16 protein-coding genes are annotated in these 16042 nt (G+C 70.3%); 10 read left to right on the forward strand and 6 right to left on the reverse strand.

The window, feature by feature from the left end; all coding sequences use genetic code 11:
* Window positions 1-25: 25 nt before the first annotated feature.
* The 6 genes from AC06FP_RS14220 (at window position 26) to AC06FP_RS14245 (ending at window position 3337) form a co-directional block, all read left to right on the forward strand.
* Window positions 26-364 carry a tRNA-binding protein gene (locus AC06FP_RS14220; RefSeq protein WP_478075953.1) on the forward strand — a complete coding sequence of 113 codons (339 nt, stop codon included), beginning with the start codon at window positions 26-28 and terminating at the stop codon, window positions 362-364.
* Between the two features lie 28 nt (window positions 365-392).
* Complete coding sequence (locus tag AC06FP_RS14225; RefSeq protein WP_478075954.1) at window positions 393-644, forward strand: DUF6868 family protein; 252 nt, start codon at window positions 393-395, stop codon at window positions 642-644.
* Window positions 645-683: 39 nt separating this feature from the next.
* Window positions 684-1175, forward strand: a complete 492-nt coding sequence (locus AC06FP_RS14230) for an iron chaperone (RefSeq protein WP_478075955.1) — start codon at window positions 684-686, stop codon at window positions 1173-1175.
* Window positions 1176-1247: 72 nt separating this feature from the next.
* Window positions 1248-1820 carry a TMEM175 family protein gene (locus AC06FP_RS14235; protein ID WP_456116640.1) on the forward strand — a complete coding sequence of 191 codons (573 nt, stop codon included), beginning with the start codon at window positions 1248-1250 and terminating at the stop codon, window positions 1818-1820.
* Window positions 1821-1912: 92 nt separating this feature from the next.
* On the forward strand, window positions 1913-2437 hold the full coding sequence (locus tag AC06FP_RS14240) for a hypothetical protein (RefSeq protein ID WP_478075956.1): 525 nt from the start codon (window positions 1913-1915) through the stop codon (window positions 2435-2437).
* A 387-nt stretch (window positions 2438-2824) separates the two neighbouring features.
* Window positions 2825-3337 carry a DUF1993 domain-containing protein gene (locus AC06FP_RS14245; RefSeq protein ID WP_478075957.1) on the forward strand — a complete coding sequence of 171 codons (513 nt, stop codon included), beginning with the start codon at window positions 2825-2827 and terminating at the stop codon, window positions 3335-3337.
* 101 nt (window positions 3338-3438) lie between these two features.
* On the opposite strand, the gene AC06FP_RS14250 is transcribed toward AC06FP_RS14245, so the two are convergent.
* A complete protein-coding gene (locus AC06FP_RS14250; protein ID WP_456116643.1) occupies window positions 3439-5271 on the reverse strand; it encodes an ABC transporter ATP-binding protein in 1833 nt (610 codons plus the stop codon).
* A 380-nt stretch (window positions 5272-5651) separates the two neighbouring features.
* Between AC06FP_RS14250 and AC06FP_RS14255 the strand changes: the two genes are divergently transcribed.
* Window positions 5652-6080: a hypothetical protein gene (locus AC06FP_RS14255; protein ID WP_478075958.1), complete on the forward strand. Its 429-nt coding sequence runs from the start codon at window positions 5652-5654 to the stop codon at window positions 6078-6080.
* A gap of 193 nt (window positions 6081-6273) precedes the next feature.
* Here AC06FP_RS14255 and AC06FP_RS14260 read toward each other — a convergent pair whose 3' ends face one another.
* Window positions 6274-7854, reverse strand: coding sequence for a serine hydrolase (locus tag AC06FP_RS14260; protein WP_478075959.1), 1581 nt, complete (start codon window positions 7852-7854; stop codon window positions 6274-6276).
* Window positions 7855-7951: 97 nt separating this feature from the next.
* Here AC06FP_RS14260 and AC06FP_RS14265 point away from each other — a divergent pair, with 97 nt between their 5' ends.
* The 3 genes from AC06FP_RS14265 (at window position 7952) to AC06FP_RS14275 (ending at window position 10281) form a co-directional block, all read left to right on the forward strand.
* A complete protein-coding gene (locus AC06FP_RS14265; RefSeq protein WP_478075960.1) occupies window positions 7952-8380 on the forward strand; it encodes a VOC family protein in 429 nt (142 codons plus the stop codon).
* A 91-nt stretch (window positions 8381-8471) separates the two neighbouring features.
* A complete protein-coding gene (locus AC06FP_RS14270; protein WP_478076037.1) occupies window positions 8472-9311 on the forward strand; it encodes a DUF72 domain-containing protein in 840 nt (279 codons plus the stop codon).
* 46 nt (window positions 9312-9357) lie between these two features.
* Complete coding sequence (locus AC06FP_RS14275; RefSeq protein ID WP_478075961.1) at window positions 9358-10281, forward strand: DMT family transporter; 924 nt, start codon at window positions 9358-9360, stop codon at window positions 10279-10281.
* A 3-nt stretch (window positions 10282-10284) separates the two neighbouring features.
* Here AC06FP_RS14275 and AC06FP_RS14280 read toward each other — a convergent pair whose 3' ends face one another.
* From AC06FP_RS14280 to AC06FP_RS14295, 4 genes are all read right to left on the reverse strand, one after another.
* Window positions 10285-11349 (reverse strand): GGDEF domain-containing protein, encoded by a 1065-nt coding sequence (locus AC06FP_RS14280; protein ID WP_478075962.1) that lies wholly within the window; start codon window positions 11347-11349, stop codon window positions 10285-10287.
* A gap of 89 nt (window positions 11350-11438) precedes the next feature.
* A complete protein-coding gene (locus tag AC06FP_RS14285) occupies window positions 11439-12161 on the reverse strand; it encodes a pseudouridine synthase (RefSeq protein WP_478075963.1) in 723 nt (240 codons plus the stop codon).
* Between the two features lie 7 nt (window positions 12162-12168).
* Window positions 12169-13818: a GGDEF domain-containing protein gene (locus tag AC06FP_RS14290; RefSeq protein ID WP_478075964.1), complete on the reverse strand. Its 1650-nt coding sequence runs from the start codon at window positions 13816-13818 to the stop codon at window positions 12169-12171.
* A gap of 197 nt (window positions 13819-14015) precedes the next feature.
* Window positions 14016-15950 (reverse strand): DEAD/DEAH box helicase, encoded by a 1935-nt coding sequence (locus AC06FP_RS14295; RefSeq protein ID WP_478075965.1) that lies wholly within the window; start codon window positions 15948-15950, stop codon window positions 14016-14018.
* Window positions 15951-16042 lie beyond the last annotated feature (92 nt).

Here is a 16042-nt window from a genome sequence, read left to right on the forward strand (position 1 = left end):
TCCACCCAACTGCCGAGGCCCGCGCGTGGAAACGATCGACTGGAACGATTTCACCAAGGTTGAACTGCGCGTGGGCCGCGTGGTGGCCGCCGAGCCGTTCGCCAGGGCGCGCCGGCCGGCCTACATCCTGCAGGTGGATTTCGGCCCGGAGATCGGCATGCGCAAGTCCAGCGCGCAGATCACCGACCTGTATTCGCCGGAAACGCTGGTCGGCAAGCTGGTGGTGGCCGTGGTGAATTTCCCGCCCAAGCAGATCGGGCCGATCATGTCCGGGTGCCTGGTCACCGGCTTCCACAACGCCGACGGGCAGGTGTCGCTGTGCATCCCCGAGCATGAGGTTCCGCTCGGCACCCGGCTGTTGTAACCGGCCTCCCTCCTTTCCGCGGAGCCCCATGGACAGCGATTTCCTCTGCCGCTTCCTGCTGTGGTCGCTGGCCTTCAACTACGCCGTGCTGCTGGCCTGGTTCCTTGCCTTCGTGGCCGCGCGCGGCGCGCTGCGGCGGCTGCACGGCCGCTGGTTCGCCCTGCCCGACGCCACCTTCGATGCGATCCACTACGCCGGCATGGCCGCCTACAAGATCGGCATCCTGCTGTTCAATCTCGCCCCGCTGGTCGCGCTCTGCCTGGCGCGCAACGGCGGTTGACGCCCTTCACCGGCACTGTGCCACCCGACGAGGACTCCCATGACCCGCACCACCGCCACCAAGACCAGCCCGCGCAAGAGCGCGGCAAAGAAGACTGCCGCCAAAAAGAGCGCCGCCACCTTCACCGCGGAAGAACAGGCCGCGATGAAGGCGCGGGCGCGCGAGCTGAAGGCCGAAGCCCGCGCCAACCGCAGCAGCGCCGAGGGCGAGGCCGACCTGCTGGCCCGCGTCGATGAAATGGCCGCGGCCGAGCGCGACGTGGCGCGCCGCATCCACGCGCTGGTGATGGCCACCGCGCCCGGCCTGCAGCCGCGCACCTGGTACGGCATGCCGGCCTGGGCGAAGGACGGCAAGGTGCTGTGCTTCTTCCAGAGCGCGGGCAAGTTCAAGACGCGCTACGCCACCTTCGGTTTCAGCGACCAGGCGCGACTGGACGACGGCGGCCTGTGGCCCACTTCGTTCGCCATCCACCGCTTCGGCGACGCCGAGGCCGCGACGCTGGCGGCGCTGGTGCGCAGGGCGGCCGGCTGAGCCCTGATCGACTCTTTTTTCTCTCCCACCGCGGGAGAGCACCACGAACACAGCCACCGAAGGGGACATCACATGGGCAAGGGGCGTCTGGAAGCATTCAGCGACGGCGTACTGGCGATCATCATCACCATCATGGTGCTGGAGATCAAAGCCCCGGAGGGCGCCACGCTGGTCGCGCTGAAACCACTGGTCCCCACGTTGTTGGCCTATGTGCTCAGCTTCGTCTATGTGGGCATCTACTGGAACAATCACCACCACCTGCTGCAGGCCTCCACCCGCGTTTCCGGCAGCGTGCTGTGGGCCAACCTGCACCTGCTGTTCTGGCTGTCGCTGCTGCCGTTCAGCACCCGCTGGATGGACGATTACCACAGCCAGGCACTGCCGAACGCGGCCTATGGCCTCGTGTTGCTGGCCGCCGCACTGGCGTACTGGTTGCTGCAGCAGCGCATCATCGCCGCCGAAGGTGAGCAATCGGCGCTGAAGCAGATGCTGGCGCACGACTGGAAAGGCCGGCTGTCGCCGGTCCTGTACCTGGCGGGCATCGGCCTGAGCTTCGTGCAGGTGCATCTGGCGCAGGCAACCTATGCGCTGGTGGCGTTGATCTGGCTGATCCCGGACAGACGCATCGAACGTCGCATGGGCTGACTTCCCCAGCGCGGCAACGGGCTGCAACGTATGCACTGAGGCGGTGATGGCCCGCGCAACGGTACCCATCGCCGCACTGGCCCCGTATCGTAATGACCCGTCTGCAGCCACTTCCGTACATGCCGCTCTGGTCTCCCCTGTTTCCACGCACCCCCGCCGTTTTTGAAACCCGTCTGTCACGACGCGAAGCGGTCGCAAGCCTGCAGGCGGCCACGGCACGCGGCAACATCACCGCCACCGGCAGCGTCGCCGGGACCGTGGACGCCACCCGGGTCCATCTGTATCACCGCACCCCGCAGCGCAATTCGTTCAAACCCCATTTCCGTGGCCAGCTGATCGACACGCCCCGGGGCTGCGAACTGCGTGGCCGGTTTGCGCTGCCTGGGCTGGTAGTCGCCTTCATGGTGTTCTGGCTGGGTTTCTGCGTGCTGTGGACGGTAGTGACGGCGATGCCGCTTGGCTCGCTGGAACCGATGCGGCTGCCCGCCGCCCTGCCCGGCGTGCTGATGGCCGCCATCGGCATCGGCCTGGTGCGCCTGGGCCAGCATCTGGCCCGCGACGATCCTGCCGAACTGTCACGGGTGATCCGGCAGGCGCTGCAGTCTCCAACCCACTGACCCCACCTGCGAAGCCCAACTTCGCCCTGCGCCCCTGACACCCACAGGAACCGTGGCAGACGACGCGGCAACGGCAAGCCACCACCGACACGATCAAGGCAGAGGGCTGGACGCGGACCCGGCTCGGGCGTTCAGCACCGCCATCGAGCAGCAATCCATCGCCCCACGACTGGCCTTGCGGGTGGTGGCCGCATCGGCCGGCGTGCGCCGGCGCTGGTGCCGGCGCGGATCAACCTGCCGGCGTGGCCATCCGCGCCGCGGCGATGCCGTATCGCTGAACATACTGTCACCCTGGGGCGCATCCCGGGCACGCAAGGCCTATGCTGTCGGGGTTTCAGTACGCGCGTGGCCCCGCCACGCCGGTTTCCCCTTCCACGGAGTTCCACCATGTCCCTTTCGATGTACAGCGCTTCGGTTCCCGTCCTCAAGCAGATGCTCGGCGCCCTGTCCGATGTGCTGGCCAAGGCCGAGGCCCACGCCACCGAGAAGAAGATCGATCCGGCCGCGCTGCTGGGTGCGCGCCTGTTCCCTGACATGTTCCCGCTGGTGCGCCAGGTGCAGATCGCGGCCGATTTCGCCAAGGGCATCAGCTCGCGTCTTGCCAATACCGAGGTGCCGTCGTGGCCGGACAACCCCGAGGCCGGCTTCGCCGAGCTGCAGGAACTGATCGCCAGGACGCTGGCACACGTGGACAGCTTCAGCGCCGGGCAGTTCGAAGGCAGCGAGTCGCGCGAGATCGTGCTGCGCGCCGGCACGCCGAAGGAGAAGAAGCTGCAGGGCGACGTGTACCTTCTGCACTACGGCCTGCCGCAGTTCTTCTTCCACGTGACCACCAGCTACGCGATCCTGCGCCACAACGGCGTGGAGATCGGCAAGCGCGACTACATGGGCAACCCCTGAGTCCACCGCGCGGGTCGGCCGCTGCCTGAGGGCCTCCGCCGGCGCTGCTGGCGGAGGCCTTCATCCGGCGGTGGCGTGCACGGGCCGGTGGCGGCGCATGCTCAATCCCCGGCCGCGACGAAGCCGCCGGTCTGGCGCGCCCACAGGCGCGCGTACAGGCCATCGGCGGCGATCAGCTCGGCATGGGTGCCGGTCTCGACGATGCGGCCGCGGTCCATCACCACCAGCCGGTCCATGCGCGCGATGGTGGACAGGCGGTGGGCGATGGCGATCACCGTCTTGCCGCCCATCAGCCCGTCCAGGCTGTCCTGGATCACCGCCTCCACTTCCGAATCCAGCGCCGAGGTCGCCTCGTCCAGCACCAGGATGGGCGCGTCCTTGAGCAGCACGCGGGCGATGGCGATGCGCTGGCGCTGGCCGCCGGAGAGCTTCACGCCGCGCTCGCCGACGTGCGCGTCGTAGCCGCGGCGGCCGGCGCTGTCGCGCAGCTCGGCGATGAAGTCGTCGGCGCGCGCCTTGGCCACGGCCGCGCGCAGCTGTTCCTCGCTGGCGTCGGGGCGGCCGTAGAGCAGGTTGTCGCGGATCGAGCGGTGCAGCAGCGAGGTGTCCTGGGTGACCACGCCCACCTGCGCGCGCAGCGAATCCTGCTGCACGGTGGCGATGTCGACGCCGTCGACGAGGATGCGGCCGCGCTCCACGTCGTGGAAACGCAGCAGCAGGTTGACCAGCGTGGACTTGCCCGCGCCGGAGCGCCCGACCAGGCCGATCTTCTCGCCGGCGCGCACGTGCAGGTCCAGCCCTTCGATCACCCCGTGGTTCTTGCCGTAGTGGAAGGACACGCCCTCGAAGCGGATGTCGCCTGCCGGGCGCGGCAGCGCCGGGGCGCCGGGCGCGTCGTCCACCGTGGGCGGCAGCGAGATCGAATTAATGCCGTCGTGCACGGTGCCGATGTTCTCGAACAGCGCCGACAGTTCCCACATGATCCACTGCGACATGCCCAGCATGCGCAGCACCAGCGCCACGGCCACCGCCACCGAACCGGCGCTCACCGCGCCGCCATGCCACAGCCAAAGGCCCAGCGCCACCGCGGAGAACAGCAGCAGCATGTTCAGCGCGTACAGCAGCGAGTAGACGCGCGTGGCCAGCCGCATCTGCGGGTGCACCTTGTCCAGGAAGCCGGCCATGGCCTCGCGCGCGTAGGCCTGCTCGCGCCGCGAATGCGAGAACAGCTTGACCGTGGCGATGTTGGTGTAGCTGTCCACGATGCGCCCGGTCATCTCCGAGCGCGCGTCGGCCTGCTCGCGCGAAATGCGCTCCATGCGCGGCACGAAATGCCACATCAGCAGCGCGTAGCCGACCAGCCAGGCCACGAACGGCAGCATCATCCGCCAGTCCGCGGCGCCGGCCACCGCCAGCGTGCCGACGAAGAACACCAGCACGTAGTTGCCGATGTCGAACAGCTTGACCACCGTCTCGCGCACCGCCAGCGAGGTCTGCATCAGCTTGGTGGCGATGCGCCCGGCGAATTCGTCCTGGAAGTAGCCCATCGACTGCCGCAGCAGGTAGCGGTGCACGCTCCAGCGGATCCGCATCGGGAAATTGCCGAGCAGGGTCTGGTGCTGCACCAGCGAATTGGCCAGCACCAGCAGCGGCAGCGCCACCAGCACCAGCAGCCCCATCCACAGCAGGCGCGGGCCTTCGGCGTCGAGGAAGGTGGCCGGCGTGCTGGCGCCGAGCCGGTCCACCAGCGAGCCGACATAGGCATACAGCGCCAGCTCGGCCACGGCGATGCCGGCGGTGGTCAGCGCCATCAGCACCAGCCACTTCTCCGCGCCACGCGTGTAGTGCCGGCAGAACGCGTACAGCCCGCGCGGCGGCTGCGTGGGCGGATCGGACGGGAACGGGTCGAGGCGGGATTCGAACCAACGGAACATGGAGACGGGCCAATGGACGGACAGGGCCCGTCATTGTCGCGTATCCCCGCGGCGCAGGGGGCTGGCCGCACGCCGGCATCCGGCCAGGCCTTGGGATGCCTGCTCCGCGCGGGCTGGAACCAGGCGGCATGGCCCGGACGCCGGGGTAACCAGTCCGTTCACCTGTTCTGCATGGAGCGCCGCGGGGAACCACTGCCATGCGGCAAGGCACGGCTGCTGGACGGCGCCTTCGCATCCGGATGGCGATGGCATGGCCCCTTCCCACCGTGCCGGGTGGAAGCCGGGACGGGAATGAATCGATAATCGGCGCGGACGCGCGAAGCCGCACCGGCGCCCGCGGACGCGGCAGTTGAATCGACACTCACGGAAAGGGGACGGCAATGCGTTGGTGGACACTGCTTCTCATCGCGGCGGGGCTGGCAGGCGGCTACAACTGGTGGAGCCATCGCGCGCCTGGCGGCGCCCAGCCGCCAACGGCAGGCGTCGATGGCTTCGTCGCGGTGGAAATGCCGGCAGGCACACCACGCAACACGGTGCTGGTGCTGGCGCCCCCCAACTGTCCTTCCGAGCAGGCGCAGCGGGCCGAAGCCCTCATCCGCGACCTGACCGACATCGGCATCCCGGTGAAGCGCGGCAGCTCATTCTCCTTCGATCTCGAAAACCCCAGCCAGGAACAGCGCGCTGCCGTGGACCGTACCGTCGAGGTGTTCAGGCAGGGCGCGCCCGCGGTTTTCGTCAATGGCATGGGTATGTCCAATCCCACGACGTCGCAGATCGTGGCGGTCTATCGAAGCACCCGCCGCGGTTAGATGCCCGCAGGAAGAAGGCGGCCGCCGGCAGAAGCCGGCCAACGCGGCCGGTCATCGCGATGACGCTGCGCCGGTCCACAGCGGCGCGGCGCCGGCGTGGGCAGGCATGGCGGAGCGCGAAGGGGCAGGCCTGCACCTCCTGCCCCGCAACGGCACGCCGCCATGACGCCTGCCCCGTCTCCGCCACGGACCCTTACTGGGCCGTCGGCACCAGCAGCAGGTCCTGGAAGTCGAAGCTGAAATCGGTCAGCGACGAGACCGCCTGCATGCGCGCCTCGCGCACCCTGCCATCGGGGTCGAGGCTGAAATTGACGAAGGCGTCGGCGTTGAGCGAGCGGTTGTCCCAGCGCACGATGAAGGTGTCGTGCTGCCAGTGCTCCATCGTGCCGACCAGGTCGGCGGTGGCGCCGAAGCGCAGGCGCAGCCGGCCGCCCTGCTGCTCCACGTGCACGTCGCCATACCACGCATCACGGTAGGTGCCGGCATAGCCGGACAGCGGCAGCGACGGCCGGCTCTTCGCGTCGCGCGCGGCCACGTGCTTCTGCCAGTCCTCGTCGGCATTGTCCTGCGCCTTGGCGACACTGGCGGCGTAGGCGGCCACCCAGTCGTGCGCCGGCGCGCCCAGCATCGCGTCGAGTACGCTCAGGGTGATGGCGTTGAACGCCGCGCCCGATTCCTGGTTGGTCAGCACCACCACGCCCAGTTTCTGGTCGGGCACCAGGGTCAGCCGCGACACCTGCCCCGGCCAGCCGCCGGTGTGCCACACCAGCTTCTGCCCGCGGTAATCGCTCAGGCTCCAGCCCTCGCCGTAGCCGGCGAAATTGGGCCTGGCCGGCGCCAGCTCCGGCACCGACGGCGTGGCCACCACCTGCGGGATCTGCATCTGCCACATCTGCTGCTGGGTCTTTTCCGAGAACAGCGGCGTGCCATCGGCCAGCCGGCCACCGGCCAGCTGCACGTTCATCCACCTGGCCAGGTCGTGCACGCTGGAATAGATGCCGCCGGCACCGGCATTGTTGGACCAGGTCAGCGGCGCCACCGGGCGCAGGTCCTTGAAATCGAACTTGGCGTGGCCGATGGCCGGCTTGTCGCCGGGCCGGAGATGGTCGGCGTTGTAGCGGGTGCCGGCCATGCCGACCTTGTCGAAGATGCGCTGCTGCAGGAAATCGGCATAGGACAGGCCGGACACCTTCTCGATCACCTGCTGCGCCACCGCGTAGAGGATGTTGTCGTAGGCGTAGCGGTCGCGGAAGCCATTCTTCAGCGGCACGTGCGCCAGCCGCGCCACCACCTCGGCGTTGCTGTAGGTGGTGGTCGGCCAGAACAGCAGGTCGCCGGCGCCCAGGCTCAGGCCGCTGCGGTGCGAGAGCAGGTCGCGGATGCGCATCTCGCCGGTGACGTAGGGGTCGGACATGCGGAAACCGGGCAGGTGGTCGACCACCCGGTCGCTCATCTTCAGCTTGCCTTCCTCGGCCAGCAGGTTCAGCGAGGTGGCGGTGAAGGCCTTGGTGTTGGAGGCGATGGCGAACAGCGTATCGGCCTGCACCGGCTCGGGCTTGCCGATCTCGCGCACGCCCCAGCCGCGCTCCAGCACCACCTTGCCGTCCTTGACCACCGCCACCGCCACGCCCGGCACGTCGAACTGCTGCCGCACCCGCTCCACCGTGGCATCGAGTTGCTGCAGTTCCACCGGCATTGCCGCCTCCTGTGCGTCCGCCACCTGCGCCGCCACGCCCATCGCGAGCACCAGTCCGCCCCCCAGCCACTTGTTCAATGCGTTCTCCCTCGGGATCGATGCCGGCACGCCGGCCTTCTCGCGATGGTAACGCGGCCGCGGCCACCCTCGCCTTCCACGCCATCGGAACGCCGCCATGGACCTCGCCGCCCGCACCACCGCCACCATCATTCCCTGCCTGCGCTACCGCGATGCGCCGGCGGCCATCGACTGGCTGTGCCGCGCCTTCGGCTTCCGGCGCCATGCCGTCTACCAGGACGGCGACACCGTGCACCACGCGCAGCTGGTGTTCGGCAACGGCATGGTGATGCTGGGCTCGGTGCAGCCCGGCGCCTGGGGCAGCAACATCATCCAGCCCGACGAGGTCGGTGGCATGGAGACGCAGAGCGCCTGCGTGGTCGTGAGCGATGTCGACGCCCATTACGCGCGCGCCACGGCGGCGGGCGCGGAGATCGTCATCGACATCGCCGACCAGGACTACGGCGGCCGTGGCTATGCCTGCCGCGATCCGGAAGGCCACCTGTGGTGGTTCGGCAGCTACGATCCGTGGGCCGCGGAAGCCTAGGCCGACGGCGGCGCAGGACGCGCGTCTTCGATGCGTCCGCGGAACGATCGATAGAATCGCTGCGATGACGCCGACCCGGACCCGCACGCCCATGGACGACCTGTTCGCTTCCGCCCCCGCCACTGCCACCGCCACCGACGGCGTGCACGTGGGCATCGGTGGCTGGACCTACGCGCCGTGGCGCGGCGGCATGTTCTACCCGCCGGGGCTGGTGCAGCGGCGCGAGCTGGAATACGCCAGCCGCCAGCTGACCGCCATCGAGATCAACAGCACCTACTACGGCACGCAGAAACCGGCCATCTACGCCGGCTGGCGCGACGCCACGCCGGAAGGTTTCGTATTTTCGGCCAAGGCGCCCAAGCGCATCACCGGCGCGCGGCGGCTGGCCGGCACCGGCGCGCAGGTGCAGGATTTCATCGCCGGCATCGCCGCGCTGGGCGACCGGCTGGGGCCGCTGGTCTGGCAGTTCGAGGCCGGGCGCACGCTGGATCGCGACGACGTCGCCGCCTTCCTCGACCTGCTGCCGGCCATGGTGGACGGCCGCGCGCAGCGGCATGCGCTGGAAATCCGCGATCCGGCCTTCCTCGACGCCGGGCTGGTGGCGCTGGCGCGGCAGCGCGGGATGGCGCTGGTCTTCACCGATTCGCCGGACCACCCCAACGCCGCCGACCTGTGCGCCGATTTCGTCTACGCGCGGCTGATGCGCAGCCGCGACGAATGCGCGACCGGCTATCCGCCGCGGGAACTGGCGCGCTGGGCCGGACGCATCGGCGACTGGCGGCAGGGCGGCGACCCGCCCGAACTGCCGCACGCCAGCACGGTGGCGGCCACGCCGGCGCCGCGCGAAGTGTTCGTCTTCTTCATCAGCGCGGCCAAGCACCGCAACCCGGCGGCGGCGCGCGAACTGCTGCGCCTGCTCGGCAAAAACTGAAGCGCGCGGTGCGGCGCGTGCCGCGCACATCGGCGACAATTCGCCGATGTCCAGTCCCGATACCCGCAAGGCCCTGCTGCAGATCCATTTCTGCGTTCTGCTATGGGGCGTGACCGCCATCCTCGGCAAGCTCATCACCCTGCCCGCGCTGCCGCTGGTGTGGTGGCGCATGCTGCTGGTGGTGGCGATGCTGGCGCTGCTGCCGCGGGTCTGGCGCGGGCTGTCGGCGCTCACCCCGCGGCTGGCGCTGGGCTACTGCGGCATCGGCGCGCTGGTGGCGCTGCACTGGCTCACGTTCTACGGCGCGGTGAAACTGGCCAACGCCTCGGTGGCGGCCACCTGCATCGCGCTGGCGCCGGTGTTCACCGCCATCGTCGAGCCGTGGATCGCCCGGCGGCCGTTCCAGCCGCGCGAACTGGCCTTCGGCCTGGCGGTGCTGCCGGGCGTGGCGCTGGTGGTCGGCGGCGTGCCCGGTGGCATGCGCCTGGGCGTGGCGGTGGGCGCGCTGTCGGCGCTGCTGGTGGCCCTGTTCGGCTCGTTCAACAAGCGCCTGGTCAGCCACGCCGACCCGCTCACCGTCACCGCGCTGGAACTGGGCGCCGGCACCCTCACCCTGACCCTGCTGGCACCGGCCCTGCCGCTGCTGCTGCCGGCCCTGGCCAGCGACCTGTGGGTGATCCCCGGCCTGCACGACGGCCTCCTGCTGCTGGCGCTGTCGGGCCTGTGCACCCTGCTGCCGTTCGCGCTGGCGCTGGTGGCGCTGCGCCACCTCAGCGCCTACACCATGCAGCTGGTGACCAACCTGGAACCGGTCTACGCCATCGTGCTGGCGATGCTGTTCCTGGGCGAACAGCGCGAGCTGACGCCGCTGTTCTACCTGGGCGTGGCGATCATCATCGGCGCGGTGTTCCTGCATCCGCTGCTCAACCGCGCGCGACCGCTGCCCGCCGCGGGCGCGGGGCTGGAATAGCGCTCAGCCGGCGACCACCACCCGGTCGCGGCCCTGCGCCTTGGCCTGGTAGAGCGCGGCATCGGCGCGGCGCAGGGTTTCCTGCGCCGACTCGCCCGGGTGCTGCGCCGCCAGCCCGACGCTGACCGTGACCGGCAGCCCCATCGGCAGGTGCGCCACCGCTTCGCGCAGGTACTGGCATTGCAGCTCGGCCTGCGCCAGCGGCGTGTCCGGCAGCAGGATCACGAACTCTTCGCCACCGTAGCGCGCGGCCATGCCGCGCCCGGCGAACTGCGCACGCAGCACGCCGGCCAGTTCGACCAGCACCCGGTCGCCCTCGGTGTGGCCATGGAGGTCGTTGACCTGCTTGAAATGGTCGATATCGACGAGGGCCACCGCCGGCGGCGCGCCGGTGCCGCGCTCGATCGCCTCGGCCAGCGCCGCGGACAGCGCGCGGCGGTTCGGCAGACCGGTCAGCGGATCGGTGCGGGTCTGTTCTGACAGCGCCAGGTTCTGCTGCTCCAGCTGCACGTAATACTCGGCCAGGCGCGCCTCGTACCAGTCGTGCTCGCCCTGGTGGTGGTCGATGCGGCGGCGCAGCTGGCGCATCTCCAGCATCCGCCCCACCTGCCGCGACAGCGCCCGCAGCGCCTCGGCCTGGGTGGCGCCGAGCTGGCCGGGGCGCGAGTCGAACACGCACAGCGTGCCCAGTGCGTAGCCATCGCTGCTCAGCAGTGGCGCGCCGGCGTAGAAGCGGATGAAGGGATCGGCGGTGACCGAGGGATTGCCGCGGAAGCGCGCGTCCTGGCGGGCGTCCTCGACCACGGTCAGATGTCCCGGCTGCAGGATGGCATGGGCGCAGAACGCCTCGTCGCGCGGGGTCTGGTCGCCGTCCAGCCCCTGCAGCGACTTGAACCACTGCCGTTCGCTGTCGATCAGGGTCACCGCGCCCATCGACGTACCGCAGATGGCGCGGGCGATGGCCACAAGGTCCTCGAACTCCTGTTCGCGCGGGGTATCGAGGATGCGGTGGCGCTGCAGCGCGGCCAGGCGTTCGGCCTCGTTGGCGGGGCGGTCGGGCTTGATCATCCAGTCCGGGCCTGTGTCCCTGGGGGCAGTGGAAACAGGCCGAGTCTAGCCTCGCCGCGCGGCAGCCGGCGCGGCGAACCGGTCACACTTCACCACTCGCGCTGCTGCGGCAGCAGCCCGCGCAGTTCCTGCTCGGTGAGGTTGCGCCACTGGCCGGGCTTGAGCGCGCCCAGCCGGATGTTGTCGATGCGCACCCGGCGCAGCTGGGTGACGCGGTAGCCGAAGGCGGCCGCCATCAGGCGGATCTGCCGGTTCAGGCCCTGCTCCAGCACGATGCGGAAGCCGAACTTGGCGATGCGCGTGGCGCGGCACGGCAGCGTCGTCTGGTCGTGGATGCGCACGCCGCGCGCCATGCCGCGCAGGAACTCGTCGGTGACCGGCTTGTTCACCGCCACCAGGTATTCCTTCTGGTGGCCGTTCTCGGCGCGCAGGATCTGGTTGACGATGTCGCCATTGCTGGTCATCAGGATCAGGCCTTCCGAATCCTTGTCCAGGCGGCCGATCGGGAAGATGCGCTGCTCGTGGCCGACGAAGTCGACGATGTTGCCCTTCACCGCGCTTTCGGTGGTGCAGGTGATGCCCACCGGCTTGTTCAGCGCGATGTAGACGTGTTTGCGGCCGGTGCTCTTGTGCACGGCACGGGCGCGCAGCGGCTGGCCGTCCACGCGGACCTCGTCGCCCTCGCCGACCACCGCGCCGGTGCCGGCGACGATGCCGTTGACGGTCACGCGGCGGGCGCCGATCAGGCGGTCGGCCTCGCGGCGGGAACAGAAGCCGGTTTCGGCGATGTGCTTGTTGAGTCGGGTCGTCATCGGCGGATTATCCGCCATCACCCGGGGCGCCGGACAGCGCGGGCGCGTCGTCGCCGGCGGCCACCACGCGGTCGCGGCCGCCGCGCTTGGCCTGGTACATGGCGTTGTCGGCACGGCGCAGCAGCGCGGTCAGGTCGTCGCCCTGCGCCCGCATTTCCGCCAGGCCGATGCTGACGGTGACCGCCAGCCCGTCGTGGCGCAGTTCCGCCGCCTGCCGCGCGATCTTCTGCCGCAACTGCTGCAGCCGCGGCAGCGCCGCCTCGGCGCGGGTGCCCGGCAGCAGCACCAGGAATTCCTCGCCGCCCATGCGGATCACGTCGTCGCGGTCGCGCACCGCGGCGAGCAGCGTGTTGGCCACCGACACCAGCACCGCATCGCCCACCTCGTGGCCGAAGCGGTCGTTGATCTGCTTGAACAGGTCGATGTCGAGGAAGCCGATCGACAACGGCAGCCCTTCCTTGCGCGCGCGCAGCACGTGGCGTTCGAGCTGGCGCAGGCCGGCGCGGCGGTTGGGCAGCCCGGTGAGCGCGTCGGTGTCGGCCAGCTGGCGCATCTCGTCGCGCTGCCGGCGCAGGTGGCCGAGCCGGCGGTTGAGGCCATAGGCGTACATCATCAGGAACCAGGTCACCGACAGCTGCACGGCCTCGACCCGGAAGCGCACCAGCTCGCGGCTGCCGGCGATGTCCGCCAGCGCCATCAGCAGCAGCGGCGCCACCGCGGCGATGCCGTCCACCGCCTGGTAGTCGCCGCGACGCAGCGACACCAGGCCCGCGGCCAGCGCCAGCACGCAGACCAGGGTGAAGGCGTGGTCGAGCGCGGCGGCCACCCAGGCCAGCCCGGCCCATGGCAGCAGCGGCGTGAACAACGCCAGCGCCAGCAGCAGCTGCGCGAAACGGCGCACCCACGGCCGCGAACGCGGCCACGCCTGCAGGCCGCCGCACAGGCGCCACAGCACCCAGCCCATCACCGCGATGCTCAGCGCCGAGGCCGACACCATCCACCACGCGGCCAGGCCGCCCACCGGCAGCCAGGGTTCGGGATAGCCGCTCAGGCCGCTGAGCACCGACTGCCAGACCACCAGCAGCGCGGTGGCCAGCGTGTACAGCAGGAATTCGCGGTCGCGCGTGGTCAGGAAGCCCATCAGCGCCGACAGCGCCAGGGCAATGGCAATGGCGATGCAGGCGGTGCGCACCAGCAGCCGCATCGTGTCCATCTGCTGCACCGGGCTGGGCGCGCCCAGCCGCAGGGTGGGAATCCAGCGCGCCTTGAGCGGCTTTTCCCAGGCCACGCGGATCGGTTCCAGATCGCCCGGCTTCGGCACCAGCACCATGCCGATGCCGGCGCGGAAGCGCGAATCGCGGGTGCGCGCGTCCTGCATGTTGCCGCAGATCCGGCGGTCGCCGTGGGAGATCATCACTTCGCCGGCGAACACGTTGAACACGTCCACGGCCTGCGGCGCGCCGGACCAGCCGCCGGCGGGCGCGGCGATCAGGATGCCCTCGCCCAGCCGTGCGGCGGCCTCGGGCGGGCAGGCGCGGACCGGCGTCTGTTCGTCGGTCGGCGCGCCGATCAGCAGGTAATCGCGGTCCAGCCGCGGGGCATGCGCGGCGGCGGCCGCCGGGAACGACAGGAACACCAGCAGCACGGACAGGAACATCCATCCCGCAACCACCCGCGCCTTGACCCCGCTGCCCCCGATCAACATCCCTTCCCCTGCGCACGTCCCGATGCGTTGGCGATTATCGCATGCGGGTTTTCCACCCCTGCCGGGAAACCCGATACCAGCATCGTCACCGCGGCCCGGATGGCACGAGGCCCGGCGCCATGGCGTCGGGCCTCATCGTCCGCGGTGACTCAGGCGCCGCGCGGACCGCGCGGCTTGAAACCGCCCGGGCGCCCGCCCGGACCGGAGCGCGGTCCGCCGGGACGGCCGGCGGGCCTGGGGCCCTTGCCGAAGCGCGGCTTGAACGAGGGCGCGGCACCCTGCGCCTCGCCCGGCTCGACCCGGCGCATGCGCAGCTGCTGGCCGGACACCCACACCTTCTGCAGGTGCTGCAGCGTGTCGGCGGGCATTTCCGCCGGCAGGTCGAGCACGGAGTGGTCGTCGTGGATGTCGATGCGGCCGATGTAGCGGCTTTCCAGCCCGGCCTCGTTGGCGATGGCGCCGACGATGTTGGCCGGCTTCACGCCATGCATGTGGCCCACCTCGATGCGGTAGGTCTCCATGCCGAACTCCGGCGCGCCGCGCGGCGGCAACTCGCGGCGCGGACGCTCGCCGGCCTCGCCTTCGCCGCGCGGCGCACGCGGCGCGCGCTCGCCCTCGTCATGGCGCGGGCCACGCTCGAAGCGCGGCTCGAAGCGCGCCGGGCGCTCGCCGCGCTCCTCGCGCTGGCGCGGGAAGCCGCCGTCGCGCGCCGGACGCTCGGCGCGGCCGGCCTGCGGCTCGCGGCGCTCGCGCACCGGCGGAGTCAGCAGGAACGGGGTATCGCCCTGCAGCAGCCTGGCCAGCGCGGCGGCGATCTCGATGGCCGGCACGTTGTGCTCGGCTTCGTAGCGCTGCAGCAGGTCGCGGTAGAAATCCATGTCGCCGCCGGCCAGGGCCTGGCTGATGCGGTCCATGAACTTGCTCACGCGGTGGTCGTTGACCGCGTCCACCGTCGGCAGCTGCATTTCCTCGATCGGCTGGCGGGTGGCGCGCTCGATCTGGCGCAGCATGCCCTTCTCGCGCGGGGTGACGAACAGGATCGCCTCGCCGCTGCGGCCGGCGCGGCCGGTACGGCCGATGCGGTGCACGTAGCTTTCGGTGTCGTACGGGATGTCGTAGTTCAGCACGTGGCTGATGCGCTCCACGTCCAGGCCGCGCGCGGCCACGTCGGTGGCGACGAGGATGTCGAGCTTGCCGTCCTTGAGCTGGCCGATGGTGCGCTCGCGCTGGGCCTGCTGCATGTCGCCGTTGATGGCGGCGGCGGCCAGGCCGCGCGCCTGCAGCTTCTCGGCCAGTTCCTCGGTGCCGGCCTTGGTGCGCGCGAAGATGATCATCGCGTCGAACGGCTCCACTTCCAGGATGCGGGTCAGCGCATCGAGCTTGTGCATGCCGCTCACCCACCAGTAGCGCTGGCGGATGTTGGCCGAGGTGGTGGTCCGGGAGGCGATGGTCACTTCCACCGGCTCGCGCAGGTAGGTCTGCGCGATGCGGCGGATCTGCGGCGGCATGGTCGCCGAGAACAGCGCCACCTGGCGGGTTTCCGGCAGCTTCCTGAGCACGGCCTCGACGTCGTCGATGAAGCCCATGCGCAGCATTTCGTCGGCTTCGTCCAGCACCAGCGTCTTCAGCTCGGACAGGTCCAGCGTGCCGCGGTCCAGGTGGTCGATGACGCGGCCGGGGGTGCCGACCACGACATGCACGCCGCGGCGCAGCGCCGACAGCTGCTGGCCGTAAGGCTGGCCGCCGTACACCGGCAGCACGCGGAAGCCGGGCATCGAGGCCGAGTAGGTCTGGAAGGCCTCGGCGACCTGGATGGCCAGTTCGCGGGTCGGCGCCAGCACCAGCACCTGCGGCCGGGTGGCGGAAAGGTCGATGTTGGACAGCACCGGCAACGCGAAGGCGCCGGTCTTGCCGGTACCGGTCTGCGCCTGGCCGAGCACGTCGCGGCCTTCCAGCATCGCCGGGATGGTGGCGGCCTGGATGGGCGACGGCGTTTCGTAGCCGACGGCGGCCACTGCCTTCATCACAGCCTCGGACAGGCCGAGGTCTGCGAACAGCAGCGGCGCGGGGGATTCTTGGGACATGGGGAACTCCGGGGGCACCGCGGCGAACGCAGCGGGCAGGAAAATGGGGCGTATTGTGCGCCTTGCGCTGGCCCCTGTCGAAATCCCCGATG

Source organism: Stenotrophomonas sp. Steno-Z2, from assembly GCF_056393235.1.

What these genes read in the sequence shown, in the direction of transcription:
- AC06FP_RS14225 (WP_478075954.1), top strand. Translation starts at nt 393, where the DNA reads ATGGACAGCGATTTCCTCTGCCGCTTCCTGCTGTGGTCGCTGGCCTTC.
- AC06FP_RS14230 (WP_478075955.1), top strand. Translation starts at nt 684, where the DNA reads ATGACCCGCACCACCGCCACCAAGACCAGCCCGCGCAAGAGCGCGGCA.
- AC06FP_RS14235 (WP_456116640.1), top strand. Translation starts at nt 1,248, where the DNA reads ATGGGCAAGGGGCGTCTGGAAGCATTCAGCGACGGCGTACTGGCGATC.
- AC06FP_RS14240 (WP_478075956.1), top strand. Translation starts at nt 1,913, where the DNA reads ATGACCCGTCTGCAGCCACTTCCGTACATGCCGCTCTGGTCTCCCCTG.
- AC06FP_RS14245 (WP_478075957.1), top strand. Translation starts at nt 2,825, where the DNA reads ATGTCCCTTTCGATGTACAGCGCTTCGGTTCCCGTCCTCAAGCAGATG.
- AC06FP_RS14250 (WP_456116643.1), bottom strand. Translation starts at nt 5,271, where the DNA reads ATGTTCCGTTGGTTCGAATCCCGCCTCGACCCGTTCCCGTCCGATCCG.
- AC06FP_RS14255 (WP_478075958.1), top strand. Translation starts at nt 5,652, where the DNA reads ATGCGTTGGTGGACACTGCTTCTCATCGCGGCGGGGCTGGCAGGCGGC.
- AC06FP_RS14265 (WP_478075960.1), top strand. Translation starts at nt 7,952, where the DNA reads ATGGACCTCGCCGCCCGCACCACCGCCACCATCATTCCCTGCCTGCGC.
- AC06FP_RS14270 (WP_478076037.1), top strand. Translation starts at nt 8,472, where the DNA reads ATGGACGACCTGTTCGCTTCCGCCCCCGCCACTGCCACCGCCACCGAC.
- AC06FP_RS14275 (WP_478075961.1), top strand. Translation starts at nt 9,358, where the DNA reads ATGTCCAGTCCCGATACCCGCAAGGCCCTGCTGCAGATCCATTTCTGC.
- AC06FP_RS14280 (WP_478075962.1), bottom strand. Translation starts at nt 11,349, where the DNA reads ATGATCAAGCCCGACCGCCCCGCCAACGAGGCCGAACGCCTGGCCGCG.
- AC06FP_RS14285 (WP_478075963.1), bottom strand. Translation starts at nt 12,161, where the DNA reads ATGACGACCCGACTCAACAAGCACATCGCCGAAACCGGCTTCTGTTCC.
- AC06FP_RS14290 (WP_478075964.1), bottom strand. Translation starts at nt 13,818, where the DNA reads ATGTTCCTGTCCGTGCTGCTGGTGTTCCTGTCGTTCCCGGCGGCCGCC.
- AC06FP_RS14295 (WP_478075965.1), bottom strand. Translation starts at nt 15,950, where the DNA reads ATGTCCCAAGAATCCCCCGCGCCGCTGCTGTTCGCAGACCTCGGCCTG.